The organism is Streptococcus sp. 4886, from assembly GCF_013276485.1.
Lineage (GTDB): Bacteria > Bacillota > Bacilli > Lactobacillales > Streptococcaceae > Streptococcus.
This window is the reverse complement of the sequence record NZ_VMLD01000009.1, coordinates 55,575-81,553: the sequence shown is the minus strand read 5'-3', so window position 1 is coordinate 81,553 and position 25,979 is coordinate 55,575. Positions and strand designations below refer to the sequence as shown.

Genomic DNA, 25,979 nt, shown 5'->3' with positions numbered 1-25,979 from the left:
GCCTCTTATATTGACTTTAATTCTCCTTTTCCAACTCATACAAATCTGCGATAATAGCTGCGACATGTTTGATATCTTCCAGCATGCCTCGCATTTCAAAGTCAGCCAAGACAGGGAAACCAAAACGTTGACTGTATTGCTTAGCTGTCAGGCAGTATTGGTTATTAAAGTTACGATTTCCTGAACCAACTACGCCAAAACACTTACTAGCATTGTCACCATAGGCGATAAAATCCCCAACGGGTGTCGTCAAGATCTCGACATCTCCGTTATCAACGCCATTCCCACCTTCGAGGTAGGTCGGCAAAAAAGCGACATAGGGATGGTCCATTTCATAGAAATCGTGACCTTCCTTGACCAAATCCTTGATATGAATCTTTTGAACCTCAATCCCTTTGTACTGGGACAAGAGATAGTCTTTCAAGCGCGTCACAAAACTTTCAGTGTTGCCACTCAAACTAATATAAACTAAAGAAATTGTCTTCATATTTTCCTCCATGATTTTATTTTTAATCGAAAAAGAACTACCAAGATTGTATCTTGATAGTTCTTTTTTGTCAATACTTAGGCAAGATTTTCTGCTTCCTCTTCTTCTGCCAAGGCTTTCTGTTGTCGCCACATCTTATAGAAGACAAGGGCTAGGAAGAGAACATTGATGACGATATAGAAAATGCTAACAGCTTTTGAACCAATACTCATTGTCAAACGCATGCTTTCATCTTGAACCAACTGCACAGCGTCCTGTAAACCAACATAGCCATAAATCGAACCGATAATAGCTAACAAAACATAGCCAACGTAAGTATAGTTTGCATATTGTAAATTCTTACGAATAAGGAAGACAATCGCTACGACCACTAAAATAACAGATAGCACAATCAGGGCCATATTAAAAATAGAATGATACGCTTCTGCTACTCCATAGTTGTAATTAAGCTGGTCTTCTAATTGCTGAGCACTGACCCCTGCAACTTGTTTCTGAGCAGCACGAAGGGCTTCTTTGCTAGGTAAGGGACTCAACATTCCAAACAGAGACATAGCTGAAATAAGGGCAGACAAGATTAGCAAGACCCATAGATAAATCGGTTTCTTTTTCATGATAGAACCTCCTAATAATATTATTTTTATTATAGCACATTTTGTAAAGGAATACAAATCTTACAGTATCGTTTCTACCTGTTTTCGGTAGGCTTTTGGCGATTTTCCGCACAATTTTCGGAACACTTTATAGAAATATCCAAGGTTACTGTAACCAACAGCATAACAAATATCTTCGATACTGTCACTGGTTGAAAGCAAGAGCTGCTGGGCAGCCTTAATACGTTGTTTGTTTAGTAACTCTGTAAAGGTCGAATCGGTTTCTCGCTTAATCAACTGCCCTAGATAGACAGGATTGATAAAGAGGGCCTTACTGATATCCTTGAGGGAAAGCTCTTTTTGGTAATCACGACCAATGACTTCCAACACACTGACCACATTTTCATTCATACGGTATTGACCGAAAAAGCTGGTCAGAGTTTCCTTGATATAAGAAACCAATTCATCGAAGGATTGAATAGCATGAATGGTTTTGACAATATCCGTCATATCATCAGCTTTTAGATGTTCAAACAAGTGGAAAACATCCATGACAAACTGGATAAAAAGCTGTTTGGTAATCGGAACACGCGGTGTATTTTCAAGAACTACCTTCTCCAAGAGATTTAACTCTTCTACGATTTGATTGAGATTTCCCTGAATGATAACCCTATAAATTGGTTCGTAATAGGCAAAGAGACTCTCAGACTGCTGCAAATTTACAGAACCGTAAAAGAGGGTTTTCTCAGCATTCAGCTTCCAGCGTTCAAAGTGTTCTTGATAAGGAGCTTCAAAAGGTGTAACGACTAAACCATCTAGGGGTTGGTCAGAAATGAAAATCTGCCAGTCTTGACCCAAGACATAGTAGGGAATGGTGAAGGAACCTTGTTTTTCCTTGGATAGACCTATCCACCAATTCTCCTTATCCCCTAAATAACTAACAAATCCAGCCTCGTCTAATTCTTGACTAAGAGTCTGACTTTTCTTCCCTCTCTCGCCGAGCTGACCTGCAATCTTCTCCAGCAGATTTCCCAGTTCTACCTTATCAACAGGCTTGACCAAATAGTCCACCACACTAAGGTTCATTGCTCTTTTTACATAATCAAACTCCTGGTAACCTGAGAGCAGGATATAGGCAGCATCTGGTAAGATCTCTTTCATCTCCCGAATCATATCAAGCCCTGTTTTGTCTGGCATATTGACATCGGAAATGATGACATCGACAGGATTTTCCTGAACATATTCTAGAGCTTCATCGGCATGACTGGCTGTTGCGACGACCTCCATATCCCACTTATCAAAGGGAATCAAACGCTTCAGACCTTCTGTCACCATGTACTCATCATCTACTAATAATACTTTATACATTTTCTCCCTTTCTACTCATCTTGAATTGTAATACGATACTGAACACCGGCTTGCTCTGCAGACTCTATAGTAATGGCATAGCGGTCTCCAAAATAGAGCACAAAACGCTCGTGTACATTGACAATCCCGATAGACTGCCTTTGATCACTGTAGCTGGCTTGGTGTTCAAAATATTTCTGACTTAATTTTTCTCGGATATTTGCCAACTTTGCAGCCGACATTCCTCTACCATTATCGACCACCAAAATTTCCACAAACCCATCCTGTTTAAGAGCCTTGATGCTAATCACATTATCTGTCCGCCTGTGGTCAACACCATGCGCGAAATAGTTTTCTACCAGCGGTTGCAAGGTAAACTTGGGAATCTTCATATTCTCTAACTCTGGATCTATCTTGAAACCATAGGCAATGGACTTGGGATAGCGAACCATGCAGAGATAGCTGTATTTACGGCAAAATTCTAATTCCTGTTTGAGAAGAGTTTCTCTTTCGTCGGAAATATTGTTCCGCAAGAGACTACTGAATTCATAAATGATATCCGCCAACTCATCTTGACTCTGCATAACTGCATACATGCGCAAGAACTCCAGAGTATTGTACATAAAGTGAGGGTTTATTTGCGCCTGCAAGGCCCGCATATTGGCATCTTTTTGACTAAGCTCTAACTGATAAATATCATGGATATTCTTTTCCAAACGATCCAACATATCATTAGTAGTCTCTGCGATTAGGAGCAATTCCTGATCCTTTTCAAGTGTGTCAATGCGAAGACCTTCTTCCCCTTGGGCAATAGCTTGGATGGAATCCACCAAATCCACTACCTGCTTTTGGTAATTAGCAAAGGTCTGCCTCAACGTCAGATAGAGAATGACAATAAAGAGAAGGCTCAAGCCCACAATCAAAGCAGAGCTGGTCACCGTTCCTTGTAAAACAAAGTTTTTGGGAACTGCCACCTGAACCTGATAACCATGAGAAGTTAAGCCAACTAGCCAATTTTCACTCTCCTTATCAACTGTTTCACCAATATGAAAAATCTCCGTATCAAAAGGTGAGGTCACTGTTACTGCCATCGGAGTATGACCTCTAGTATTATCAATGGCATGGTATAAAACAGCAGGATCCAAGGAGATGTAAATCACTCCTAAGTCTTGATCTGACACTGGATCTGACACCGGAATGGCAAAACTATTTCCTGCTGGTTTGAAATCCTCAGCCCTGATTTTTTCTCCACTACGTTTGTCTTTAGTAGAAACATAGACTTCCTTGTAATCTTGAAAAGCAATGGCCACCCCAGTTACAAAATCATTTCGAACATAGAGGTCATCAACATTTTCATGCAGAGAGACCGATACATAAGGCGAAGCTTTCCGCTCTAATTGCCAGTAAAAATAGTCTGGCATGCTAAGGCTAAAGTATTTATAGATTCCCTCAATACGAGCTTGATTTTCAACTAAAGCCTGAGCTATTTGGGTTGACTCTCTATGGTAATATTCAATTTCACTCACTGTTCTAGCAGTTACACGCTGGGCTACTCTCTGGGCTTCCTTTTCCCGTGAATCCCAGTCAGCATAGGAGAGTAAGATTGCAAAACTCGCAATAATAATGATCATAACTGAACTGTAGGTTCGCAGAAGCGTATGTAGCCAAAACTGTTTCATCCTACTTTGTCGCCAATTTTTCATGAATACTTTCATAGACCGGTTCCAACATATCACTGATAAAGAAATGCCACATCCCAATTCCTACAAAAAATAGCAGGGCAGGCATATAGTAACCAATTGCCACAAGTAGCACGGTTCCAAGGAGAACCTTGGCCACAGCTGCTAGACTCATAAAGATGCCAATCAAGGATAGTTTGAGACTATTTCGATAAGACAAGTCAAAATAAACTTGTAATTTCAAAGATACTGTATAAGCCAAAAAGATCAGGGCAACTACTAGAACATTAAAAAAGGTCGCAATCAAATGAACGATGGTCTGATGAGGCAATTGAACCAAGAGATACAAGCCATAGACCAAAACTAAATCCACTCCTAAAAAGCTATAGAAAATCAGGTTGCTTGAGACAAAATTTTGCTTATAAAGAGGCCAAGCCTCCTTCAAACTGTATTCCCGAAAGCTATAACCATGTTCTGCATACAAGCTCATCAAGGTGGCACTAGCCGGCGCTAGACCAAGGATAATCCCTCCTGCTAAAGTTAATAGCCAAAAGAAGGCTGTCGCAATCATCCCTAAAAAGAAACGATTAAAGACAAAGTCTAAAAATCTCCCCATGATACCCTCCTAAAAATAACTATGAAACCATTATATCATATTTCAAGCGTTTTCAAAAACTTCTACTATCCATTTACAATCCCACCAAACCATGGTAAAATGAGAATTGTGAAAAAATGATCAGGAGACAATTCATGAAGAAATCTATCTTAACTACACTGCTTTTTGCAGTTCTTTACTTCCTCTGCATGGGGATTGGTGTCCTTTTGGGCAATCTCTTTGACCAAACTGGAAACATGTTTTATGCGCCTGCCTTTACTGCCCTTGTCGGCGGTAACGTCTATATGATCCTAGTCGCAAAAGTTCCGCGCTTTGGAGCCATTACCACTATCGGCCTTGTTATTGCTCTCTTTTTCTTGGGAACTAAACACGGTGCTGGTGCCTTCCTTCCTGGAATTATCTGTGGCCTCCTAGCAGATGGAGTAGCTAACCTCGGAAAATACAAGGACCAAACAAAGAACTTCCTTTCTTTCCTTATTTTTGCCTTTAGTACAACAGGACCAATCTTGCTTATGTGGATTGCGCCCCAAGCCTATATGGCTACCCTTCTAGCAAGAGGAAAATCACAAGAATATATCGACCGTATCATGGTCGCGCTAAATCCTGGAACCGTCCTTCTATTTATCGCAAGTATTGTCATCGGAGCCCTAGTTGGTACCTTGATTGGGCAAGCCTTGAGTAAAAAATTTGCACAGAAAATCTGATTACTAAAAAAGAGCCACGCGGCTCTTTTTTATTTGGCTCTATAATATTTGTAGTGGGTAAATCCCCTATAGATCTTATGGAGCCTTTTTTATTTATGACTTAATTTCTTGGTCAGGAAATCTCCCAAGAATTGGATTGCAAAGATAATCAAAATGATAATGATAGTTGCCAAGATGGTCACATCGTGATTGTAGCGGTTAAATCCATAAGCGATAGCTACGTTACCGATACCACCAGCTCCAACCGCACCGGCCATAGCTGTTTCACCGACTAGTGAAATCAAGGTTACAGTCGTCACACGGATCAAATCTGGAAGACCTTCTGATAGGTAGACACCCACGATGTCCCAGAATGTCGCTCCGCTCGCTTGAGCCGCCTCAATAACACCACCATCTAGCTCAGCCAAGACAACCTGCACCTGACGGGCAAAGAAGGCAAAGACTGCAAAAGATAGCGGTACGATAGCCGCATTTGGACCAATGCTTGTTCCTACGATTAGATGAGAGAAGGGTGACAAGACTGCCAAGAGAATGATAAATGGAACCGCACGGAAAATAGAGGTGATTTTATCCAAAATCCAGAAAACAACTTTATTTTCCAAGACCCCACCTGGAGCTGTCAAGACAAGGAAAAGCCCTGCAACCAGTCCCAAGAGCCCTCCGATGATGAAGGAAAGAACTGTCATATAGAGGGTTAGGTAAATAGCTGTTCCCCAGCCTGCTTGACCAGCCCAGCCCATTTTATAGACATTTGGCAAATAGGTTTGAATCAATGATTCCATCTTACTGTCCTCCCTTCAATACTTTTAGCTGTACGCCTGCTTGACGAATGGCTTCTTGGGCACCTGCCAACGCTGCTTTTTCACCTGACAAGACCACAACTAATTCTCCAACAGGAGTACCATCGAGAATTTCGATATTTCCATAGAGGATATTAGCCGTTACTTGGTAATGCTTATACAATTCATTCAAAAGTGGCTCGTCTGTTGAAGCACCTGCATACTTGAGCTGTACCAAAATGCTATTTTCAGACAAGTATTCCACGATTTCTTGCTTCTCGATTTTGACCATGGCTTCGTCAATACCTGTGGCTGTTGAGATAAAGTCTTGAGTCAAAGGTTGTTTAGGGTCTGAGAAGATTTCAAGGACACTACCCTCTTCAATCAAATGTCCGTCCTGCATAACTGCTACACGGTTGGCAATGTCTTTGACAATCTGCATTTCATGCGTAATCAAGATAACTGTCAAGCCTAATTTTTGGTTCAAATCTTGCAACAAGGCCAAAATCTGCTTGGTTGTCTTAGGGTCAAGGGCAGAAGTTGACTCGTCTGAAATCAAGATTTTTGGATCATTTGCCAAGGCACGCGCAATGGCCACACGCTGTTTTTGCCCTCCAGATAGTTGTGAAGGGTAGTTTTCAGCACGGTCTGTCAAGCCGACCAAGTCCAGCAACTTAGCAACTTTAGCCTTCTTTTCTTCCTTGCTGAGTCCAGAGTGTTTGAGGGCAAAGGCTACATTCTCCTCTGCTGTCTTTTGGCTCATGAGGTTAAAATGCTGGAAAATCATTCCGATATCCTGACGTTTACGACGCAACTGCTCTGCCGTCAAGGTGACCTTGCCATCAAAAATCACATCGTCATCAATGGTAATTTTCCCTGCAGATGGCTTTTGCAAGAGGTTAATCACCCGTACGAGGGTTGATTTCCCTGCTCCAGAATATCCAACGATTCCGTAGATATCCCCTTCTTGGATGTGAATGGTCACATCCTTGACCGCTGTGATGGTTCTCTTCTTTTGATGAAAAGTCACATCGATCTGATCTAACTTGATAATATCTCTACTCATAGCTTCTAATCAGCTCCTCTACTAATTCAATATGGGTGTAATAATCGGCGATTCGCACATTTTCATCTCCACCGTGGTCTCGGCTGTTGGCATTTCCTAGACCGAAGGCCACCATTGGCACCTCTAGGGCATCAAAGACCGTATGCATAGGCCCTGTCCCAGCTGTCGTCGGCAAGACTGAAACGCCCTGTGGATAGAATTTCTTGGCCAACTCGATTACATTGAGAATGGCTGGTGCGCTCATATCGCTTCGATAACTCGTCTCTCCCAAGGTATAGTATAATTCTACCTTATCAAAGCCATTTTTGTCTAGCTGTTTCCGAATTTTTTCCAGAACATCATGCGGTTCTAGGCCCGGAACCAGACGAACCTCTAGCTTAGCGCTGGCTTCTGCAGGCAAAATCGTTTTGACTCCTTGTCCTTGATAACCTGACTGGATCCCTTCGATATTAAGAGCTGGCTCGAAAAAGAATCGTTTTAGAAAGGCTGCTCGATCCTCTTGTAAGAGAGGCAATTCCAAACCATAAATCTGGCTGATTTCCCCTGGATTTCGTTGAGCGTAAGTGTCCACCAAGGCCAATTCTCGTTCATTTGGCTCTTGTACTTCTTCGTACAAACCTTCAACCAAGATACGGCCATCCGCAGCACGAAGAGACTGTAAGGCTTGGAGGAGATACCAAGGAGCTGATTCCACAACCCCACCATAACTAGAATGGATATCGACATCCGCACTTTTTACCTTGGCATCAAAGGTCACAATCCCCTTATTTCCACCAGAAATTTCCAGCTGTTCCAAGGCATTTTTGGTTCCTTGTTCCCAGACCAACAAATCCGCCCCACGAAGTTTGTCCGCATGCTTTTCCAAATACTTATCTAGGTCTGTTGAAGCCGATTCCTCCGCTCCCTCCATGATAAAACTGATATTGACAGGCAGGTCATCATGGTTCTGCATATATTTTCTCAAAGCACTCAAACGAGCTGTGATATGACCCTTATCATCGTCAACCCCACGCCCATACATGAAACCATTGCGCACCGAAAGCGTAAAGGGATCCTCTGTCCACACTTGATCTCCGTCCGCTGGCACAGTGTCATAGTGGTTATAGAAAATCAAGGTCTTGGCATCTGGACGCGAACTCTTGAAATGTGCCATGACAAAAGGCGCCGTATAAGTCTCATCAATCTCCACTTCAGCCCCAACACGCTTGAAAATCTCACCCAGATAATTTGCGACTTCCTTAAGTCCGACCTGCTGGGCAAAGACCGACTTCTTAGAAATCAAGGTACGCAAAACTTCAAAATAATGCTGGGCCACATGATCCTTTTCAAATTTTTCAATCTGTTCTTGTTCGCTAGGAAAAACCATATTCTCTCTACCTTTCTATGAACTACTCTTCCTGACAATCCATGCTCTATACAAAAGCAAGAGGTGGAATTTTCTCTCCCACCTCCCTGTTTCTTATTACCAAACTGGTTGATCCAAACCGTCTGATGTTTCTTCGATAACTTTTTTCACGTCATCTGTGTGGTAAGCTGCGATCACTTTCTTGATAGCATCAGCTTTTGGTGATGTTTCCCAATCTTTTTTCGCAACGATGATGTTGTACCATTGTTTTGAATTTTCATCAGCTTGTTCTTTGAAAAGTGCTTTCTTGTAGTCCAATTTTGCTTCTGTAACGAAGGTATTGTTTACAACAGCAGCATCAACTGATGACAATGAACGAGCTGTTTGGCTAGCGTCCAATTCAGTGATTTTCAAGTTCTTTGGATTTTCTTTGATGTTAGCAACTGTTGCAAGAGCAGTTCCTGAAACGTCCAATTTAATCAAGCCAGCTGATTGAAGCAAGTAAAGCGCACGGCTTTCGTTTGTAGCATCGTTCGGTACAGCGATTTCTCCGTTTGCTGGGATGTCTTCTACTTTAGTGTACTTGTTGTCACTTCCATTCAAACCTGAGTAAAGGCGGATTGGAGAGATGTAAGTATCCGCAATCGCTACAAGATCTTTCCCATTTTCTTTGTTCCAGTTGTTCAAGAAGTTGTAGTGTTGGAAAGCGTTCAAGTCTACTTCGCCGTCAGCAGTTGCCTTGTTTGGTTGTGAGTAGTCTGTGAACTCTGTAAATTCCAAAGTGATACCGTCTTTTTTAACCAATTCTTGGATTTTGTCCCAACGTTTTTCTTCAGAACCGCTACGGTTAACAGTTGCGATTTTGATAGTTGTTGCATTGTCTGCTTTCTTTTCTGAGTTTCCGCAAGCTGCAAGAGCCAAACCTGCGACTGTAGCAAGGGCTGCTACACCAAGCCATTTTTTAATTTTCATGATTCTTTCTCCTTAAAAATAATACCGTACTAGTATCTCACAATTTGTTTGATTTCACAAATTGTTATTATGTAGTCAGATATATAGTTTAAAACTATATCCCTAAAAACTGAGAAATCATCCACCTTATGCAGAATGGATGATTTCAAAAAATTATTTAATATCAGCTTCTGCTGGTAGATAAGTGTCTCCAAAGAATTGTTTAGACAATTTTTCAAGAGTTCCGTCTTTGTAGAGTTCTTGGATACGTTTGTCTACAAATGTTTTCAACTCATCTTGACCTTTAGCAAGAAGTGGGTAAACATAAGGTTGTTGGTCGCTTGGAAGTTCGATAACTTTCAAGTTGTCCAAACCTTGGTCCTTGATGACTGTTTCAACACCGATTTTATCAAAAATCTTGTAGTCAAACTGGCCATCGCTCAAGCGTCCCATGATTTGTTGGAAGTCTGCTTTAGTATACTTTAGGACAGTTGGATTATCTGAATGTTGTTTGTTGTAGTCTTCTAGCTGTTTAGCAGAAGTTGTCCCTTGAACAACTTCTGTTGATTTTCCACCGATATCATCAAGCGATTTGATGCTAGGGTCATCTTTTTTCACTACAAGAACGTTAGGGTTTTTAGCAGTTGGAGCTGCATAAAGGTATTTTTCAGCACGTTCTTTAGTGTAGCTGATGTTGCTAACAGCCATATTGTAACGGTCAGCATCAAGTCCTGCAAAGACTCCTGACCACTCTGTCTTCTCAAACTTGACATCATACTTGTCAGAGTCTTTAAAGATAGCGCGAACCACTTCAATCTCGTAACCAGTCAATTCGCCATTTTCTTCATAGTTGAATGGTTTTGGTGTAGCATTAGTTGCAACGATAATTTCCTTCTTGCTAGCTGCTTCTCCTTCTTTCTTAGCACCACCTGAGCAAGCTGCTAGAACACCTGCAGCAACAAGCCCTAGGGCAGCAAGAGATGAGTATTTAACGATTTTTTTCATGTCATTTCCTCCAAAATAAAATACCTTATAATTCTAACAGAAAAAGAGCATTTACGCCATTATATGATATCTATCTCTGTGATAGGTTTTCTTTATGGCTGATTTATACTCAATGAAAATCAAAGAGCAAACTAGGAAGCTAGCCGCAGGTTTCTCAAAACACTGTTTTGAGGTTGGAGATAAGACTGACGAAGTCAGTTACATATACCTACGGTAAGGCGACGCTGACGTGGTTTGAAGAGATTTTCGAAGAGTATTAAAAGACCAAACGCAAGACTGCAATTAAGACTACTCCGAAGAGAACTGTTCCGACTAGATTGCGGTAGCGAAAGGCTACCCAAGCTGTTGGAAAGACTGCTAAGAAGTCCAGCCATTTGATTTGAGGAAAGCTTCCAACCTTACCTGTCACTACGCTTGAAAGAATCAAGGCAAAGATAATAGAAACGGGCAAGAACTTCAAAAAACGCTCAACGATTGCAGGCAGACCCTTATACTTGACCAAGATGAAGGGAATCATACGGGGAATCCAAGTCACCAAGCCAGAGAAAATAACTGCTAATAAAAGATACTTACTGACCATCTAAAACCACCCCCATTGTACAACCAAGTAGCGTCGCAAACAGAACAGCGAGCGACTGAGACACCACTGTTAAGAGTAAAAAGAAGGACACCGCAACAACTGCTAGAATAATAAGCAGATTGCGGACAGGAATCCGTCTTTGCATAATCTGGAATTGCGAAGCAAAAATTCCGATGAACATCCCAACCAAAGCAAAGTCCAAGCCAAAGATTTCTGGATTTGGCAGCAGACCACCCAGAGCCGTTCCAACCACTGTTCCCACAAACCAAGCCACATAGCTATTGAGGTTGTTTCCGTGCATCCACATAGGATTGACCTTGTCTGTATGGGCTAACTCGCCCATCAAAACGCCATAAGTCTCATCTGTCAAGATGCTAGACATACCGATATTGTGCCAGAGACTAGTATGACGAAAATAGGTCGACGCATGCAAACTCAACAAAAAGAGACGCAAATTGATCAAAAAGACCGTCATCGCAATAGCTGCTACAGGTGCTTGAACCGCAATCAGTGCCAGCATGGCAAACTGGGCACTCCCAGCATAAACAAAGAGGCTCATCAAGCCCATCTCCACAGGTGTCACATAGGGCGCACCAATAATCCCACAGGCCAGGCCGATACTGACATAACCAAGTGCCGTTGGCATAGCTGCCTGCGCCCCCTCCCAAAATCCTTTTTCTTTCATCTTTCTCCTCATATTGTCTTAATAAATGGGCTGAAAAGGCTCCAGCCACAGCATGGACTATTATAACATATTCAGGAAAGAGAAAAAAGTCTGCTGATTGTAATCAGACAGACTCCATTTTATTCTATAGTATCAAAAACAAGACTTGGTTTGGCATTGAAATCCAAGTCTTGCTCATATTCAGATTCATCCATTATGCGATGCTCATGCCGTATTTTATAATGAATCATATTTTAAAAATACCAGACCACACTACTCCCTGCTTATATTTAGCTTCTTTCTTTTGGACAAATTTTGCCAAATCCAATAACTCTGTCGGTGGTTCACCTTTAAAGCCCAATAATTCTTTAGAGACGGCAAATGAGAGACGTACAGCTAGCAAATCTTCACTAGTACTAGAGAACTGTTTTGCTGTTTCCAGCAATTGCTTCCTAAATTCTTCCGTCAAGCTAATTTCTTTATTATTGTACAGGGAATGAATTAAAATTTGTAACTGACTCTGTTTTTCCATCGTTTACCTCATTTTATCTAGGACGCCAAGGACCATATTTAGCCCAACCATCCACCATAACATTTACAGTGTGTTCCAAATTAGAAATATATTGTACAGACTTCCAGTTGCTAGGTGAAATTTCGTTTCTTTCATGGACACCTCTAAAAATTTTTAGAAGTTCTTTTCAAATAATCATGCAACATTCATATAAAATAAATTTTAACAATTAGTATCATTCTTTTTGAAAAAATTACAAATAACTAATAAATAAATTCCTATAGATAGTGTAAATCCATTTATTAAAATACCCAAAATTTTTATATCTGTATAAAATTGAGGAATAATCAAAAATAGAATGGCAAATAAAGCATATAAACTTGAATTAGTCGAATATATCAATCCCATAGTGTCGTATCTATACTCTGAGTAAATCATTTTTTCAAACATATTTCCTGATATACCTATTAAAATAAATGCTAAAAAAAATAACAACAACTTTATTAACGGAAATGGAGTAATAAATACTAGCATGAGTGCTAATCCAGATACAGTATAATCAATAAAGAAAAACATTTTATACGGAATTCCCACTCTAGGAGCCAAAATTGCTCCTATCAAATCGGCAAATCTTTGAGCTCCTAGTACCAATCCCAAATATTGAATAGGTATGCCTTCTGATAAAAGATACAGTGGCATTAAAGTTAAAAGTAGATCTGTACCCCCACTTAAAATTGACTCTGTAACTACTATAAAAGAGGCAAATTTTGATTCTCGAAAAGCAGAAACAGTTTCCAAAAATTGGAAAGAAGAATTACTTTCCAAATCTACCTTTTCAGGTCGAACACTTTTAGTATTGTTTTTGGAACCGGGCAATCTGATTTTAATCATAAAATAAATAGCAGCCACAAAAAACGGAATACTTAAATTAAAAACAACAAAATAAGATAGAAGCCCTAATAGTAGAGATGCAGTTAAATTACTAATAATATCTAACACATTTGATGCCAAGTATTGAACATCTATCGATTTCTTTATTAGCATGTCATCATTATTTAAAGTTTCTGGAACAATTTTCATCTGCAGTGTATTTAATAAATTAGTTGATAATGCGAACAAAAAATTCAATACATAGATATACACAACACGAAAATGATACCTTAAACACAGAATTGTAATCACAATTATAATAAACTGGAGAATCTGGAAAATCACTAGCCAAATTTTATCTCTCTGAATTTTATTTATAAAACTTCCATAAAAAACAGCAAGCAAATTTGGGATAAAACCAATTAGAGTAAATAGAGATAACTGTCCTGCCTCAATATGATATACACTTACTAACCCTATCGATAAAGCAATAAAGTAAAAACTATCTGCAATATTCCTAGACGATCTACCTAATATTAAATTTATAAAATTTTGGCTAAATTTTCTTAATATCATGCTTATAAACCTCAAAATTCATGCAATCGATTTGAATATAATCCGTTAAATTCAATAATCCTGTTAAAGTATCTAATACTTTATAAGATATGATTGATGCAGCCATATATGATATTGGAGAAATAACACTATACGGTATTCTACTATCCAAAACATGATCATCTGTTATCATAAAGTCCCTATAAAACTCCCTCAATGAAATAGTTTTGCCCGGAATAATATGTAGGTAGTTTATTACCGTAGATGCATATGAGCCAACAATAATAGGTCTCGTATATTTATGAGCTAAATCATCAAACCAGTAGTCTATCTCTATTCTAGGAGTATCTGCACAGCATAAAGCAATGTCAAAATTATAATCTTTAAAAATAGTTTCTAAGTCATTCTGACACTCTAACTTCCTATAAATAGTTGTCACATTTGAATCAGAAATCTCTTGAATATGCTGTTTTATTATGTCTATTTTTAGCTTACCAATATCAGATTTCTTAAAGGATGTTTGTCTAGTAAGATTTGACTCTTCCACAATGTCAAAATCTACTAATATGAAATTACCTATACCTAGACGAGCTAAAATTTCGACTGTTGTTGATCCAATACCCCCTACACCAACAATTAAAACTGTTGAATTTAATAATCTATCCTGATACTTACTAGGGTCTAAATTTTCTGACAAATCAACCCACTCAAAGAAATTAATATTTCGGGAATATTTGGAATTATCATATTGATTACTAGTCACTAATCCCATAGATATCATCGACTCAACAACTTGTTTTTCTCCATTAGACAACAATTTTATATCAATGTCATTATCTAATTTTTTTATTAAATTGATGTTCTCTTCATTAAAATCAATCTCCCTTACAAGAGAAGCATTACCAAAACCAAATTTTATTTTATCTTTAAATATATACGGTTGAAGAGTTCTCTTTATTCTCATTTAGATCCTCCTAATCAAAAACTATTAAAAGATAAACAACAAATAGGAGTTTGGAAAATATTTTCCTAAACTCCAAAATTATAAATACGAATACAACTCATTTATAATTTCTATCCATATAATAAATTAAAATACAAAAAACTTATCGACTTCTAAAATTCAGTTAAAATCTTAATAGCATGCAGATATTAACTTTTAAACATTATGAATATCATCATTCTTCACAATTATTAAGATTTAAGATTTTTTGTATAATATCCGTTGCATTTGCAGCAAAATATATATTAATTAGAATTTTTGTTGTATATGTTTATCTTGATTTCAATCCACTATATCTAATCCAAAGTTTATCTTTTCTATCCTATAGATTGCTATTATTTAACTAACGGCCACCTAAACGATGCCCTTGAAATGAATATGGTACAGCAGACATTGTTTCTCCTCCAATTATTTTTCTTTGTAAACCACTTATGCGACCTAGGATTTGCTTCAAGTACTTTACAAGAACACTATAACACGAAAATTGGCGTATTTGAGAAAATCGCATATTTGATATTTTTTCTTATAGAAATTTCTGATTTGCGATTTTAGTGGATTTGATTATTTCACTGGTATAATAAAGTTACTACTAACAAGGAGGGATATAATGATGAAAAAAAGAAAAATCCAACTGATACTCCTGCTTATTTCGGAGTGGGTTATCGTCTTCCCGTTTCTAATCAATCGATAAGTTCTTTGTATTGCTGAAAACGCAATTCGAATAGAGCTGTTAATTGTGGATTTTCTAATACTTGCAGAGATTGGATAAAGTGTTCAATCTCTTTTTGATTGCTTCCTTTAGTTTGAAGAAAGACACTCATTTTCTTTAAAAATTGCCACGATACTTTCTCAAAAACATCGTACGGACGCAACATGCTCTCCAATTCGGCTTCGAAGATTGGGATGTAGGAGAAAAGTTTTCGCTCCATGAGCTCTGATAAGATATTTAAGAGTCCTTGCTTCATATACAATCGATTGTGTACTAACTCTTTAAATTCCTTGGATTTTTCAAGCAAAGAGGTTGATAAAAAAATCAGATCTTGATTGCTCAAGAAGGGCATGGTATTACAAAAGAGATAGAGTTCAAACCAAGTCCAAGACTCAATAGCATAGAGATAAGTAGTCAAAAACTCCCTATCCTCCTCTGTTAGCAGATAGCTCTTATTTAAGGAATGAATAGCATTTTTAATCACAATGGCATTCAAACAACGATAGGTCTCTGCCATCTGTCCTTGCTCGACTTCCTCCAACAGTTGCTCTAAGCCAGCTATATCTTGATGGGCAAAGCGATCCACAACCCTCCTACCAATCTTCATATGTGGAGATTCTTGATAGTTATTGAGCTTATGACCAAACTCATCAAAATTCATATTGATTCCTTGAATAGCTAGGATTAGCTTGTCCGCAGATAGCATAGACTGCCCTAGTTCAAACTTGGACAGCTGAGAAGCTGTTAGTCCAGCACAAGCCACATCTGACTGCTTGAGCTTTCTAGCCAAGCGCAACTCCTTGTAAAATTCTCCCAATTCCATTCTCTCGATCATCTTACCACCTCCTAGCTTTTGCATATTATATCATTATTTTTATAGTTTTGTCAAAATATTCTGACACTTTGGTGATTAAAAAAGCCAGCCTTAAGCTGACTCCATTTTATTCCATCGTATCAAAAGCGAGGCTTGGTTTGGCATTGAGGTCCAAGTTTGCAAAGTTTTCTTTGTTCCACTCGCTGACACTGGCATAGGCAATCATACCTGCATTGTCTCCGCAGAGACGCAGAGGTGGAATGATGACATTGACATCTGTGATTTCAGTTGCTAGGCGTTCTCTGAGACCTTTATTGGCTGCCACGCCACCTGCCACGACAAGGGTTTTAACAGGGTATTTCTCCAAAGCCTTCTTGGTTTTAGCCATGAGAATATCCAGTACAGCTGCTTGGAAGGAAGCACACAAATCCTCTGTAGACAGACTTTCTCCCTTTTGCTCAGCATTGTGGTGAAGATTGATAAAGGCAGATTTCAAACCTGAGAATGAAAACTCCAGATTATCCTCCTTAATCATGGCACGAGGGAAATCATAAATATCCTGCCCCTGATGAGACAACTCGTCAATCTCACGACCTGCAGGATAGGTCAAGCCCATGACGCGGCCGACCTTATCATATGCCTCACCAACCGCGTCATCTCGCGTTTCCCCAACAATCTTATAATCTCCTGCCTCAGAAACATAAACTAACTCTGTGTGTCCACCGCTAACCAAAAGAGCTAGCAAGGGAAACTCCAAAGGCTCCACACTCTGAGCGGCCATGAGGTGACCAGCCATATGGTTAACAGGAATCAGCGGAAGTCCATGAGCCCAAGCAAAGGCCTTAGCAGCTGACAAGCCAACTAGCAAGGCTCCGACCAAGCCTGGTCCATAGGTAACCGCAACAGCTGTCACATCCTCTTCCGTAATCCCTGCTTCTGCTAGCGCCTCCTCGATACAGGCTGTAATGACCTCGACATGGTGACGACTGGCTACTTCAGGCACTACGCCCCCAAAACGTTTGTGACTCTCAATTTGACTAGCAATGACATTGGACAAGAGCTCATCGTCGTTTTTCAGGACGGCGACACTGGTCTCATCACAGGATGTCTCAAATGCTAAAATATATCTATCCTTCATCTATTTCTCTCTTCATGATAATGGCGTCCTCGACTGGGTCATGGTAGTAGGCCTTTCGCTCAGCGATGACTGCCATCTTTTCTTTCTTGTAAAATGCTTGCGCTCGTTGATTTGACTTTCTGACTTCGAGGAAAATCTCCTTATCTGTCGGCAATTGAGCAAACAAGGTTGATGCAATTCCTTGACCTTGATAGGTTTGTTTGACAGCGATTTGCAGGACTTCTACCTCAAAAAGATTCTCCTGCACAGCTAGAAAGCCAATCACTTCTACCCCATCATAAGCAAGAGCATACCAAGTCTGATCTTGGGACAGGTCTGCTTGGATTTGTTCCAGCGTCCAAGGACTGACTGGGTAAACAGTTGCCATGACAGCGTAGATGGCTTGAGCTAGGTCAGTCTGTCTTTGGATTCGTTTGATCTCTATCATAGGAGTTTAATATAAGACTCACCAGACTCGGTATGGTTCTTGAGCCAGTTTTCCTCAGCCTCAACACGTTTGAGGTAGTTCGGCACAAAATCATGCAAGGAGTCTGCTTCCTTATCCCAAGCCCAAAGAGCAAGATTGGCTGCATTTGGCAAGGTTTCTTTGTAATTAGTCCTTGGCAAGTGTTCTTGAATCTGCTCAACAAAGGGGCCAACTTCTCCGACAAAGGTTACCTGACTAGCCCCCTTGATTAACTCAATCACTCGCTCAAAAGGCAGGTGTGCTTCTGGCATGACAGGTTTGGCATTTTCATAAAATCCTGCATAAACATTGTTGCGACGCGCATCCATCAAAGGAACGAACAAGCCTTCTTGTTGGTAGGGCACCAGAGCCAAGAGACTCGACATACCAACCAACTCGATGTTTAGAGTGTGAGCTAAGGTTTTGGCAGTTGCCACCGCAATTCGCAAGCCTGTGTAGCTACCTGGCCCTTCCGCCACCACGATTCGATCCAAATCTTTGGGCGTCCAGTCCACACTCGCCATCAAAAAATCGATGGCAGGCATAAGGGTAATACTGTGATTTTTCTTAATATTAATCGTCGTCTCGGCAAGAACCTGCTTATCCTCTAAAATAGCGAGAGAAAGAGCCTTGCTAGACGTATCAAAAGCTAATACTTTCATAACACATTCCTATCTTTTTTCTGCTTACTATTATACTACAAAAGCTGGCACATGGGAATTTTCTTTATCCCCAAACAAGAGTGCCCTCACTTAACTAAAAATAATTTAAAAAAATGTTCACTTTTCCTTTTCTTTTACGAATATAAAAGTGAACAAGAAAAAAGGAGGAAAGTTCAATGACAAATTTTGACGTTCTTGACAATCAATTTTTATCCTTATCTGAAAATGAATTATCAGATATTGATGGCGGTCTCGCTCCCTTGGTTATCTTTGGAGTAGCAGTATCTTGGAAAGCTATTGCAGGTGGAACAGCACTTATAGGTTCTGGTTTGGCAGCTGGTTATTTTTTAGGAGGAGATTAATATGATGAAAGATTTGAACAACTATTGTGAAATTTCTACTAAGGAATTGCAAGAAATAAAGGGTGGCTTTGGTGTAGGTGTTGGTATCGCTTTATTTATGGCAGGTTATACCATTGGAAAAGACCTTCGTAAAAAGTTTGGTAAGTCATGCTAGATAAAAAACACATTTTTAGAAGGATAAATTTTATTATCTTTATCTCTTATAGTTTGCTCAGCATTCTCAATGATTTAAACATGACTACTATCCCTTTACCAATTGATCTATCTGTTTGTATTGTTTTATTTTTATGCTTCAACTCTATTTTTGAGCAGAACAATGACTCCCATAAAAATAATAAGCTCTGAAAATTCCATTGTCATGTCATTTTAGAAAAATGCAAAGACCACCTCATCTTGATAGATGGGGTGGAATTTTCGTGTCATAAATTTACTATCTTTTGCCACCAAACAAAAAGCCCCAGCATAAGCGGGGCATCTAAGCATTTAATCCAAAGTAAAATACAAACCAAACGACATAGGTTACAAGGAGGAGAAAAAGCGAGTAGAGAGTCACAAAGGTAATTTTCCACAAGAACTTGGTTTGTCGTCGTTCCAGTTTGGTAAATAGAAGATTACCCGCATAAACGCAAGCAACAAAAACAATAAAAGCTACCAAGCGAGCTCCGATAGCAAAAGCAAATAAGTTATACATAGGGCAACCTCCTTGACTTAAAAACTATATGGAATTATGACAAACAATAAATTCCACTTCTGTTATCAATATAACACATTTTCTTCGTTTTTGCAAGCGCTTACTAAAGGAATTATCCCATGACTTTCTCGTTTCCGTCTTTTACTAATTTTTCATTTTGTGGTATAATTGAAATAATTGTAACGAATCAAGGTCAATCTAGACACAAAATGGAATGAAATCAAGCAAATCTATGCTAAAAGTTTGGAATAAGCTGACCTGTAAAATAGAAAGGAACTATATGATTTACAAAGTTTTTTATCAAGAAACAAAAGAACGTAGCCCACGTCGTGAAACAACACGCGCACTTTACCTAGACATCGATGCCAGCTCAGAACTTGAGGGCCGTATCGCTGCTCGCCAACTTGTCGAAGAAAATCGCCCAGAGTACAATATCGAATATATCGAACTCTTGTCTGACAAATTGCTAGATTACGAAAAAGAAACTGGCGCCTTCGAAATTACGGAGTTCTAATATGGCCTATACTCTTAAACCTGAAGAAGTCGGCGTTTTTGCCATCGGTGGTCTGGGAGAAATCGGGAAAAACACTTACGGAATTGAATACCAAGATGAGATTATCATCGTCGATGCTGGGATTAAATTCCCAGAAGATGACTTGCTGGGTATCGACTATGTCATTCCTGACTACTCTTACATCGTAGACAATATCGACCGCGTCAAGGCTGTCTTAATCACACACGGACACGAGGACCACATCGGTGGGATTCCATTCCTACTCAAGCAAGCAAATGTCCCTATCTACGCTGGGCCGCTTGCCTTGGCTTTGATCCGTGGGAAACTCGAAGAACACGGCCTCTTGCGCAACGCCAAACTTTACGAAATCAACCACAATACTGAGTTGACCTTTAAAAATCTCAAGGCAACTTTCTTTAGAACGACTCACTCTATTCCAGAACCTTTGGGGATTGTCATTCATACTCCTCAAGGGAAAATTGTCTGTACGGGTGACTTCAAGTTTGACTTAACACCAGTTGGTGAACCAGCAGACTTGCACCGTATGGCAGCTCTTGGTGAAGACGGTGTACTCTGTCTCCTGTCTGACTCGACAAATGCAGAAATTCCAACCTTTACCAACTCTGAAAAAGTCGTTGGCCAGTCCATCATGAAGATTATCCAAGGTATTGAAGGACGTATCATCTTTGCATCCTTTGCCTCAAATATCTTCCGTCTCCAGCAAGCAACAGAAGCTGCTGTTAAGACTGGACGTAAGATTGCGGTCTTTGGTCGCTCCATGGAAAAGGCCATTGTCAACGGAATCGATCTTGGCTACATCAAAGCTCCTAAGGGAACCTTTATCGAGCCAAATGAAATCAAAGATTACCCTGCAGGCGAGATTCTTATCCTCTGTACAGGTAGTCAGGGTGAGCCTATGGCGGCCCTCTCTCGTATCGCCAACGGAACTCACCGTCAGGTACAACTCCAACCAGGTGATACCGTTATCTTCTCTTCAAGTCCAATCCCTGGAAACACTACTAGCGTCAACAAGCTGATTAACATCATTTCAGAAGCTGGTGTCGAAGTTATCCACGGTAAAGTGAACAATATCCATACATCTGGACACGGTGGCCAGCAAGAGCAAAAACTCATGCTCCGCTTGATTAAGCCAAAATACTTCATGCCTGTCCACGGTGAATACCGCATGCAAAAAGTCCACGCTGGACTGGCGGTAGATACTGGGGTTGAGAAGGACAATATCTTTATCATGAGCAATGGTGATGTGCTTGCCCTCACTGCTGACTCAGCTCGTATAGCAGGTCATTTCAACGCCCAAGATATCTATGTCGATGGAAATCGTATCGGTGAAATCGGCGCTGCTGTCCTCAAAGATCGTCGCGATCTATCTGAAGACGGTGTCGTTCTGGCAGTCGCAACTGTTGACTTCAAATCGCAGATGATTCTGTCTGGTCCAGACATCCTCAGCCGAGGCTTTGTCTACATGAGAGAGTCTGGCGACTTGATTCGCCAAAGCCAGCGTATCCTCTTCAATGCCATTCGTATCGCACTGAAAAACAAGGACGCTAGCGTGCAATCAGTCAATGGTGCCATTGTCAACGCTATTCGCCCCTTCCTCTATGAAAATACCGAACGTGAACCGATTATCATCCCGATGATTCTCACACCAGATGAAGAATAAAGCAAGAAAACAGCCCCGATTTTCGGAGCTGTTTTTCTCTATGCTTTCTTTTGAGATTAAAACTCAATAAAAATCGAAATCAGACTAGAAGGCTAGGCGAAAGCATAACTTGAGTTAGCTCCCATAGTTCGGGGAACTATGGGAGGCTGTAGATGAATCAAAGCCAAGCTTTGAACTCATTCGTAAGAAGCCGACGACGTATTATTTTGATTTTTGAAGAGTTTTAGAAATACTACGATTTTTACCTTCAAGATACACCATCAAAATAGAAATATCTGCTGGGTTTACTCCCGAAATACGGCTGGCTTGGCCGATGGTTTCTGGATTGATGAGTTTGAACTTCTGACGGGCTTCCGTTGCGATAGAATCAATGTCATCCCAGTCTATATTGGATGGAATGCGTTTTTCTTCCATGCGTTTCATCTTAGCAACCTGGTCCATGGCTTTTGAAATATAGCCTTCATACTTGATTTCTGTTTCAATCAATTCGATAATCTTGTCATCCAAGTCCTCTGCAGCTGGTCCGATGAAGGCCACCACATCTTGATAAGAAACTTCTGGACGGCGAAGGAATTCCTTGGCTGTCACTGCATCGGTCAACGGCTTGAAGCCCATCTCCTCAACCTTAGCATTGGTTTCTTTGACTGGCTTGAGTTTGATACTGTCTAGGCGCTTCATCTCATTGTCAAACTGATTTTTCTTGATTTCAAAGCGAGCCCAGCGTTCATCATCCACAAGTCCAATCTCGCGTCCCATCTCTGTCAAACGCATATCGGCATTGTCATGACGGAGAATGAGGCGGTATTCAGCACGACTGGTCAAAAGGCGATAAGGCTCAATGGTTCCCTTGGTCACCAAGTCATCAATCATGACCCCAATATAACCGTCACTACGCTTCAAAATCAACTCAGGCTTGCCTTGGATTTTCAGAGCCGCGTTGATACCAGCGATAATCCCTTGACCAGCAGCTTCTTCGTAACCTGACGTTCCATTTGTCTGACCAGCAGTGAAGAGACCTGAGATTTTCTTGGTTTCCAAAGTCGCACGCAACTGGTGAGGCAAGACCATGTCGTATTCAATGGCATAACCAGTTCGCATCATCTCAGCATTTTCCAAACCTTTGATAGAATGAACCAAGTCACGTTGGACATCCTCAGGCAGACTGGTTGAAAGTCCTTGGACATAAACTTCCTCTGTATTGCGCCCTTCTGGCTCTAGGAAGAGTTGGTGACGTTCCTTGTCCGCAAAACGCACAATCTTGTCTTCAATTGATGGGCAGTAACGAGGTCCCACTCCCTTGACCACACCTGTAAACATAGGCGCACGGTGGAGGTTATTTTGGATAATCTCATGACTGGTACCATTGGTATAGGTCAACCAGCATGGCACTTGGTCTTTGACATAATCCTCATCACGCGAAGTGTATGAGAAGTGATTAGGCGCTTCGTCTCCTGGCTGAATCTCTGTCACATCGTAGTTGATAGAAGAAGCCTTGACACGTGGAGGTGTTCCTGTCTTGAAACGACCAATTTCAAGGCCCAGTTCCTTGAGATTGTCAGCTAGGTTAATAGAAGCCAAGCTGTGGTTAGGACCTGATGAATACTTAAGGTCTCCAATGATAATTTCCCCACGGAGGGCCGTCCCTGTCGTCACGATAACAGCCTTGGCAGCATATTCTTGATGGGTCGCTGTACGCACACCGACAACCTTACCATCTTCCACCAAAATCTCATCAATCATGGTTTGACGAAGGGTCAGATTTTCTTGATTTTCAACTGTCTTGCGCATCTCCTTAGAGTAAAGTTCCTTATCAGCCTGCGCACGAAGGGCACGAACAGCCGGCCCCTTCCCAGTGTTGAGCATCTTCATCTGGATGTAAGTCTTGTCAATGGTTTTAGCCATTTCACCACCGAGGGCATCGACTTCACGCACAACGATCCCCTTAGCAGAACCACCGATAGAGGGGTTACAAGGCATGAAAGCCAGCATTTCAATGTTGATGGTCGCAAGCAGGACCTTGCAGCCCATACGGCTAGCGGCCAAGGAAGCCTCGACCCCAGCGTGTCCCGCACCAATTACAATAATATCGTATTCTTCAGTAAAATTATATGTCATGTTTCTCTCCTATTCCGCAAGATGAATGTGTCTTAGTTGGCCGTCCCAATCTGGTAGGGCTGTTTTTAGAAAGGCTGGAACTAACTGGAAATCCTCAAGTTTATCCAAATCAATCCATTCACAGGGCTGCCTTTTCTCATCTTCCTGCATGATGGTCAATGGGGCATCTTCAAGCAAATCCACCAGATAATGAAACTCGATATTGTGATAGGAAACACCGTCCTGTTCAAAACGATTTTCAACCACGAAAGCTAGTTGCCCAGCTTGAGCTTTAACACCCAGTTCTTCCCTCACTTCACGAACTACCGCGTCTTCCGTGCTTTCATTGACTTGAATCGCACCGCCAATAGTATAATACTTGCCCTTATCTTTGGTAACTAGGAGCTTACGATTTTGAAGAATCAAGGCTGTCACCCGAACTCCAAAAACTGTATTTCCTGTTTTTGTCCGAAAGTCTTGTTGAATCATTCTTGTCCTTTCCCTTAAACGACACAAAAACAGTCAAAACTCCAAAGAAGTGCAGGACAAAAAAGCCTGCAACATCCATGAGCTTTGACCATCATTTCTATTGCTTTTATTATTGTAGCAAATTGAGAAAATTTGTCAATCTAAATGTACTGACAAACTTGTCCATCGCGGTAAGCATTGTCAATCAAACCACCACCGAGACACTCTTCGCCATCGTAAAAGACAACTGCCTGTCCTGGTGTGATGGCACGCTGAGGTTCCGCAAAGATAACCTCTGCCTTGTCTCCTTTGACATGTACTGTCACCTTAGAGTCGGGCTGACGGTAGCGGAATTTAGCCGTACATTCTAGCGTAAATTCCTCTGGCATCTCACGAGTAAAGTGAACCTGACTGGCCTCTAGGCTGGTTGACATGAGCGAATCATGGTAGAAACCTTGGCCGACATAGAGAATATTCTTGCTTAGGTCTTTTCCGACAACGAACCACGGCGCGTTGTCACCACCGTGTTGCCCACCAATACCGAGACCGCCACGCTGACCAATTGTATAATACATAAGACCTGCATGCTCGCCCATATCGCGTCCATCCACTGTCATCATACGACCAGGTTGAGCTGGCAGGTAGTTGCTGAGGAAGTTTTTAAAGTTCTTTTCTCCGATAAAGCAAATCCCTGTCGAGTCTTTCTTCTTGGCAGTCGCAAGGCCTGCTTCTTCTGCGAGTCTGCGAACTTCAGGTTTTTCCAAATGTCCCAGTGGAAACATGGTTTTTTGAAGTTGTTCTTGCGAAAGTTGGCTGAGGAAATAGGTTTGGTCCTTGCCATTGTCCACGCCACGAAGCATGTGAACGATGCCATCCTCATCACGCGCCACTCGAGCATAATGCCCAGTCGCTACATAGTCTGCCCCCAAGGTCATGGCATAGTCCAAAAAGGCCTTGAACTTAATCTCCTTGTTACACATAACATCTGGATTTGGCGTGCGTCCCGCACGGTATTCCGCTAGGAAATACTCAAAAACGCGGTCCCAGTACTCTTTTTCAAAATTGACAGAGTAGTAAGGAATGCCAATCTGGTCTGCCACCGCAGCCACATCCTTGTAATCTTCGGTCGCCGTACAGACGCCGTTTTCATCTGTGTCGTCCCAGTTCTTCATGAAGATGCCAATCACATCGTAACCCTGCTCCTTGAGAAGAAGAGCCGTCACCGACGAATCAACACCACCACTCATCCCCACGACAACACGTGTTTTAGAGTTATCACTCATGGTAAGTCTCCCATCTATTCGTTTATTTATACCCCTCAAAATTCTATTTACTATGACTTTCAATAGAATTTATTTGAGTATAGTCATTTCGTTTGCTTTTAGTAGTAAAATGGTCTGGGAGACCATTTTAGCCTATCATCTTAAAATGAAAATATGATAGGTAACGAGTCGCAGGCATAACTTGAGTTCGCTCAATCAGTCTGGGAGACTGATTGAGGTTATAAATAAGACAAGCTCAGCTTGCATCTCATTTCGAGTTAACGACGTAATAAAAGATAAACGAAATGACTAGTTCACGATTGAAGGTCGTGTGTGCTTCACGATTGAAGGTCGCTTGAGCAGTATTCATTATAACATGCTTGATTA

Annotated in this window: 29 protein-coding genes; 6 read left to right on the top strand and 23 right to left on the bottom strand. The window is 40.8% G+C overall.

Annotated elements, in window-relative coordinates; genetic code table 11:
• Positions 1-16: 16 nt before the first annotated feature.
• From nrdI to HT679_RS04710, 5 genes are all read right to left on the bottom strand, one after another.
• Positions 17-487, bottom strand: coding sequence for a class Ib ribonucleoside-diphosphate reductase assembly flavoprotein NrdI (nrdI, locus tag HT679_RS04730; RefSeq protein WP_054367909.1), 471 nt, complete (start codon positions 485-487; stop codon positions 17-19).
• 77 nt (positions 488-564) lie between these two features.
• Positions 565-1,098 (bottom strand): ABC transporter permease, encoded by a 534-nt coding sequence (locus HT679_RS04725; protein WP_171035921.1) that lies wholly within the window; start codon positions 1,096-1,098, stop codon positions 565-567.
• A 60-nt stretch (positions 1,099-1,158) separates the two neighbouring features.
• The gene (locus HT679_RS04720; protein ID WP_138704589.1) at positions 1,159-2,445 is read right to left on the bottom strand and encodes a response regulator transcription factor; all 1,287 of its coding nucleotides are present in this window, start codon (positions 2,443-2,445) and stop codon (positions 1,159-1,161) included.
• Between the two features lie 11 nt (positions 2,446-2,456).
• Complete coding sequence (locus HT679_RS04715; RefSeq protein WP_138704588.1) at positions 2,457-4,127, bottom strand: sensor histidine kinase; 1,671 nt, start codon at positions 4,125-4,127, stop codon at positions 2,457-2,459.
• Positions 4,105-4,719, bottom strand: a complete 615-nt coding sequence (locus tag HT679_RS04710; protein ID WP_112444529.1) for a DUF624 domain-containing protein — start codon at positions 4,717-4,719, stop codon at positions 4,105-4,107. Before HT679_RS04710 ends, HT679_RS04715 begins: the two co-directional genes overlap by 23 nt.
• A 134-nt stretch (positions 4,720-4,853) precedes the next feature.
• Here HT679_RS04710 and HT679_RS04705 point away from each other — a divergent pair, with 134 nt between their 5' ends.
• Complete coding sequence (locus HT679_RS04705; RefSeq protein ID WP_173213269.1) at positions 4,854-5,423, top strand: MptD family putative ECF transporter S component; 570 nt, start codon at positions 4,854-4,856, stop codon at positions 5,421-5,423.
• 89 nt (positions 5,424-5,512) lie between these two features.
• Here the strand turns inward: HT679_RS04705 and HT679_RS04700 are convergent, their stop codons facing one another.
• From HT679_RS04700 to HT679_RS04680, 5 genes are all read right to left on the bottom strand, one after another.
• Complete coding sequence (locus HT679_RS04700; protein ID WP_000444652.1) at positions 5,513-6,205, bottom strand: methionine ABC transporter permease; 693 nt, start codon at positions 6,203-6,205, stop codon at positions 5,513-5,515.
• Position 6,206: 1 nt separating this feature from the next.
• Entirely contained in the window at positions 6,207-7,268 is a 1,062-nt protein-coding gene (locus HT679_RS04695) for a methionine ABC transporter ATP-binding protein (protein ID WP_173213267.1), read from the bottom strand.
• Positions 7,261-8,634, bottom strand: coding sequence for a M20/M25/M40 family metallo-hydrolase (locus HT679_RS04690; protein WP_173213265.1), 1,374 nt, complete (start codon positions 8,632-8,634; stop codon positions 7,261-7,263). The genes HT679_RS04695 and HT679_RS04690 overlap by 8 nt, the downstream gene beginning before the upstream one ends.
• A 96-nt stretch (positions 8,635-8,730) precedes the next feature.
• Positions 8,731-9,585 (bottom strand): MetQ/NlpA family ABC transporter substrate-binding protein, encoded by an 855-nt coding sequence (locus tag HT679_RS04685; RefSeq protein ID WP_000694523.1) that lies wholly within the window; start codon positions 9,583-9,585, stop codon positions 8,731-8,733.
• 153 nt (positions 9,586-9,738) lie between these two features.
• Positions 9,739-10,569, bottom strand: coding sequence for an amino acid ABC transporter substrate-binding protein (locus HT679_RS04680; protein ID WP_004254995.1), 831 nt, complete (start codon positions 10,567-10,569; stop codon positions 9,739-9,741).
• 94 nt (positions 10,570-10,663) lie between these two features.
• On the opposite strand from HT679_RS04680, the gene HT679_RS11545 reads away from it, so the two are divergent.
• Positions 10,664-10,786 (top strand): hypothetical protein, encoded by a 123-nt coding sequence (locus HT679_RS11545; RefSeq protein WP_275689796.1) that lies wholly within the window; start codon positions 10,664-10,666, stop codon positions 10,784-10,786.
• Positions 10,787-10,825: 39 nt separating this feature from the next.
• Here HT679_RS11545 and HT679_RS04675 read toward each other — a convergent pair whose 3' ends face one another.
• From HT679_RS04675 to tsaB, 9 genes are all read right to left on the bottom strand, one after another.
• Complete coding sequence (locus tag HT679_RS04675; RefSeq protein WP_004263021.1) at positions 10,826-11,149, bottom strand: AzlD domain-containing protein; 324 nt, start codon at positions 11,147-11,149, stop codon at positions 10,826-10,828.
• Positions 11,139-11,834, bottom strand: coding sequence for an AzlC family ABC transporter permease (locus tag HT679_RS04670; protein WP_000659737.1), 696 nt, complete (start codon positions 11,832-11,834; stop codon positions 11,139-11,141). Before HT679_RS04670 ends, HT679_RS04675 begins: the two co-directional genes overlap by 11 nt.
• A gap of 226 nt (positions 11,835-12,060) precedes the next feature.
• Positions 12,061-12,345: a hypothetical protein gene (locus tag HT679_RS04665; protein WP_000415011.1), complete on the bottom strand. Its 285-nt coding sequence runs from the start codon at positions 12,343-12,345 to the stop codon at positions 12,061-12,063.
• 201 nt (positions 12,346-12,546) lie between these two features.
• The gene (locus HT679_RS04660; protein ID WP_000603362.1) at positions 12,547-13,770 is read right to left on the bottom strand and encodes a hypothetical protein; all 1,224 of its coding nucleotides are present in this window, start codon (positions 13,768-13,770) and stop codon (positions 12,547-12,549) included.
• Positions 13,751-14,713, bottom strand: a complete 963-nt coding sequence (locus HT679_RS04655) for a ThiF family adenylyltransferase (protein WP_050271616.1) — start codon at positions 14,711-14,713, stop codon at positions 13,751-13,753. Before HT679_RS04655 ends, HT679_RS04660 begins: the two co-directional genes overlap by 20 nt.
• A 719-nt stretch (positions 14,714-15,432) precedes the next feature.
• On the bottom strand, positions 15,433-16,296 hold the full coding sequence (locus HT679_RS04650) for an XRE/MutR family transcriptional regulator (RefSeq protein WP_173213263.1): 864 nt from the start codon (positions 16,294-16,296) through the stop codon (positions 15,433-15,435).
• Between the two features lie 106 nt (positions 16,297-16,402).
• Positions 16,403-17,413, bottom strand: a complete 1,011-nt coding sequence (gene tsaD / locus HT679_RS04645; protein ID WP_173213261.1) for a tRNA (adenosine(37)-N6)-threonylcarbamoyltransferase complex transferase subunit TsaD — start codon at positions 17,411-17,413, stop codon at positions 16,403-16,405.
• Entirely contained in the window at positions 17,403-17,840 is a 438-nt protein-coding gene (rimI, locus tag HT679_RS04640; protein ID WP_138701330.1) for a ribosomal protein S18-alanine N-acetyltransferase, read from the bottom strand. Before rimI ends, tsaD begins: the two co-directional genes overlap by 11 nt.
• Positions 17,837-18,520 (bottom strand): tRNA (adenosine(37)-N6)-threonylcarbamoyltransferase complex dimerization subunit type 1 TsaB, encoded by a 684-nt coding sequence (gene tsaB / locus HT679_RS04635; RefSeq protein ID WP_138701829.1) that lies wholly within the window; start codon positions 18,518-18,520, stop codon positions 17,837-17,839. The genes rimI and tsaB overlap by 4 nt, the downstream gene beginning before the upstream one ends.
• A 176-nt stretch (positions 18,521-18,696) precedes the next feature.
• On the opposite strand from tsaB, the gene cibA reads away from it, so the two are divergent.
• Both cibA and cibB read left to right on the top strand, forming a co-directional pair.
• The gene (gene cibA, locus HT679_RS04630; protein WP_000180841.1) at positions 18,697-18,882 is read left to right on the top strand and encodes a fratricide two-peptide bacteriocin subunit CibA; all 186 of its coding nucleotides are present in this window, start codon (positions 18,697-18,699) and stop codon (positions 18,880-18,882) included.
• A 1-nt stretch (position 18,883) separates the two neighbouring features.
• Complete coding sequence (gene cibB / locus HT679_RS04625) at positions 18,884-19,036, top strand: fratricide two-peptide bacteriocin subunit CibB (RefSeq protein WP_000974046.1); 153 nt, start codon at positions 18,884-18,886, stop codon at positions 19,034-19,036.
• Positions 19,037-19,357: 321 nt separating this feature from the next.
• Here the strand turns inward: cibB and HT679_RS04620 are convergent, their stop codons facing one another.
• Positions 19,358-19,573: a hypothetical protein gene (locus HT679_RS04620; protein WP_000282480.1), complete on the bottom strand. Its 216-nt coding sequence runs from the start codon at positions 19,571-19,573 to the stop codon at positions 19,358-19,360.
• Between the two features lie 280 nt (positions 19,574-19,853).
• Here HT679_RS04620 and HT679_RS04615 point away from each other — a divergent pair, with 280 nt between their 5' ends.
• Positions 19,854-20,087: a DNA-dependent RNA polymerase subunit epsilon gene (locus tag HT679_RS04615; protein ID WP_000639572.1), complete on the top strand. Its 234-nt coding sequence runs from the start codon at positions 19,854-19,856 to the stop codon at positions 20,085-20,087.
• 1 nt (position 20,088) lies between these two features.
• Entirely contained in the window at positions 20,089-21,768 is a 1,680-nt protein-coding gene (locus HT679_RS04610) for a ribonuclease J (protein WP_050205233.1), read from the top strand.
• Between the two features lie 201 nt (positions 21,769-21,969).
• Here HT679_RS04610 and mnmG read toward each other — a convergent pair whose 3' ends face one another.
• The 3 genes from mnmG to mnmA form a co-directional block, all read right to left on the bottom strand.
• Positions 21,970-23,883, bottom strand: coding sequence for a tRNA uridine-5-carboxymethylaminomethyl(34) synthesis enzyme MnmG (gene mnmG / locus HT679_RS04605; protein WP_173213258.1), 1,914 nt, complete (start codon positions 23,881-23,883; stop codon positions 21,970-21,972).
• Between the two features lie 9 nt (positions 23,884-23,892).
• Positions 23,893-24,351, bottom strand: a complete 459-nt coding sequence (locus HT679_RS04600; RefSeq protein WP_173213256.1) for an NUDIX hydrolase — start codon at positions 24,349-24,351, stop codon at positions 23,893-23,895.
• Positions 24,352-24,491: 140 nt separating this feature from the next.
• On the bottom strand, positions 24,492-25,613 hold the full coding sequence (gene mnmA / locus HT679_RS04595) for a tRNA 2-thiouridine(34) synthase MnmA (protein WP_001282946.1): 1,122 nt from the start codon (positions 25,611-25,613) through the stop codon (positions 24,492-24,494).
• Between the last annotated feature and the right edge of the window lie 366 nt (positions 25,614-25,979).

Excerpts from the sequence above, each read along its gene's own strand:
- nrdI (WP_054367909.1), bottom strand. The coding sequence starts at position 487 with ATGAAGACAATTTCTTTAGTTTATATTAGTTTGAGTGGCAACACTGAA.
- HT679_RS04725 (WP_171035921.1), bottom strand. The coding sequence starts at position 1,098 with ATGAAAAAGAAACCGATTTATCTATGGGTCTTGCTAATCTTGTCTGCC.
- HT679_RS04720 (WP_138704589.1), bottom strand. The coding sequence starts at position 2,445 with ATGTATAAAGTATTATTAGTAGATGATGAGTACATGGTGACAGAAGGT.
- HT679_RS04715 (WP_138704588.1), bottom strand. The coding sequence starts at position 4,127 with ATGAAAAATTGGCGACAAAGTAGGATGAAACAGTTTTGGCTACATACG.
- HT679_RS04710 (WP_112444529.1), bottom strand. The coding sequence starts at position 4,719 with ATGGGGAGATTTTTAGACTTTGTCTTTAATCGTTTCTTTTTAGGGATG.
- HT679_RS04705 (WP_173213269.1), top strand. The coding sequence starts at position 4,854 with ATGAAGAAATCTATCTTAACTACACTGCTTTTTGCAGTTCTTTACTTC.
- HT679_RS04700 (WP_000444652.1), bottom strand. The coding sequence starts at position 6,205 with ATGGAATCATTGATTCAAACCTATTTGCCAAATGTCTATAAAATGGGC.
- HT679_RS04695 (WP_173213267.1), bottom strand. The coding sequence starts at position 7,268 with ATGAGTAGAGATATTATCAAGTTAGATCAGATCGATGTGACTTTTCAT.
- HT679_RS04690 (WP_173213265.1), bottom strand. The coding sequence starts at position 8,634 with ATGGTTTTTCCTAGCGAACAAGAACAGATTGAAAAATTTGAAAAGGAT.
- HT679_RS04685 (WP_000694523.1), bottom strand. The coding sequence starts at position 9,585 with ATGAAAATTAAAAAATGGCTTGGTGTAGCAGCCCTTGCTACAGTCGCA.
- HT679_RS04680 (WP_004254995.1), bottom strand. The coding sequence starts at position 10,569 with ATGAAAAAAATCGTTAAATACTCATCTCTTGCTGCCCTAGGGCTTGTT.
- HT679_RS11545 (WP_275689796.1), top strand. The coding sequence starts at position 10,664 with ATGGCTGATTTATACTCAATGAAAATCAAAGAGCAAACTAGGAAGCTA.
- HT679_RS04675 (WP_004263021.1), bottom strand. The coding sequence starts at position 11,149 with ATGGTCAGTAAGTATCTTTTATTAGCAGTTATTTTCTCTGGCTTGGTG.
- HT679_RS04670 (WP_000659737.1), bottom strand. The coding sequence starts at position 11,834 with ATGAAAGAAAAAGGATTTTGGGAGGGGGCGCAGGCAGCTATGCCAACG.
- HT679_RS04665 (WP_000415011.1), bottom strand. The coding sequence starts at position 12,345 with ATGGAAAAACAGAGTCAGTTACAAATTTTAATTCATTCCCTGTACAAT.
- HT679_RS04660 (WP_000603362.1), bottom strand. The coding sequence starts at position 13,770 with ATGATATTAAGAAAATTTAGCCAAAATTTTATAAATTTAATATTAGGT.
- HT679_RS04655 (WP_050271616.1), bottom strand. The coding sequence starts at position 14,713 with ATGAGAATAAAGAGAACTCTTCAACCGTATATATTTAAAGATAAAATA.
- HT679_RS04650 (WP_173213263.1), bottom strand. The coding sequence starts at position 16,296 with ATGATCGAGAGAATGGAATTGGGAGAATTTTACAAGGAGTTGCGCTTG.
- tsaD (WP_173213261.1), bottom strand. The coding sequence starts at position 17,413 with ATGAAGGATAGATATATTTTAGCATTTGAGACATCCTGTGATGAGACC.
- rimI (WP_138701330.1), bottom strand. The coding sequence starts at position 17,840 with ATGATAGAGATCAAACGAATCCAAAGACAGACTGACCTAGCTCAAGCC.
- tsaB (WP_138701829.1), bottom strand. The coding sequence starts at position 18,520 with ATGAAAGTATTAGCTTTTGATACGTCTAGCAAGGCTCTTTCTCTCGCT.
- cibA (WP_000180841.1), top strand. The coding sequence starts at position 18,697 with ATGACAAATTTTGACGTTCTTGACAATCAATTTTTATCCTTATCTGAA.
- cibB (WP_000974046.1), top strand. The coding sequence starts at position 18,884 with ATGATGAAAGATTTGAACAACTATTGTGAAATTTCTACTAAGGAATTG.
- HT679_RS04620 (WP_000282480.1), bottom strand. The coding sequence starts at position 19,573 with ATGTATAACTTATTTGCTTTTGCTATCGGAGCTCGCTTGGTAGCTTTT.
- HT679_RS04615 (WP_000639572.1), top strand. The coding sequence starts at position 19,854 with ATGATTTACAAAGTTTTTTATCAAGAAACAAAAGAACGTAGCCCACGT.
- HT679_RS04610 (WP_050205233.1), top strand. The coding sequence starts at position 20,089 with ATGGCCTATACTCTTAAACCTGAAGAAGTCGGCGTTTTTGCCATCGGT.
- mnmG (WP_173213258.1), bottom strand. The coding sequence starts at position 23,883 with ATGACATATAATTTTACTGAAGAATACGATATTATTGTAATTGGTGCG.
- HT679_RS04600 (WP_173213256.1), bottom strand. The coding sequence starts at position 24,351 with ATGATTCAACAAGACTTTCGGACAAAAACAGGAAATACAGTTTTTGGA.
- mnmA (WP_001282946.1), bottom strand. The coding sequence starts at position 25,613 with ATGAGTGATAACTCTAAAACACGTGTTGTCGTGGGGATGAGTGGTGGT.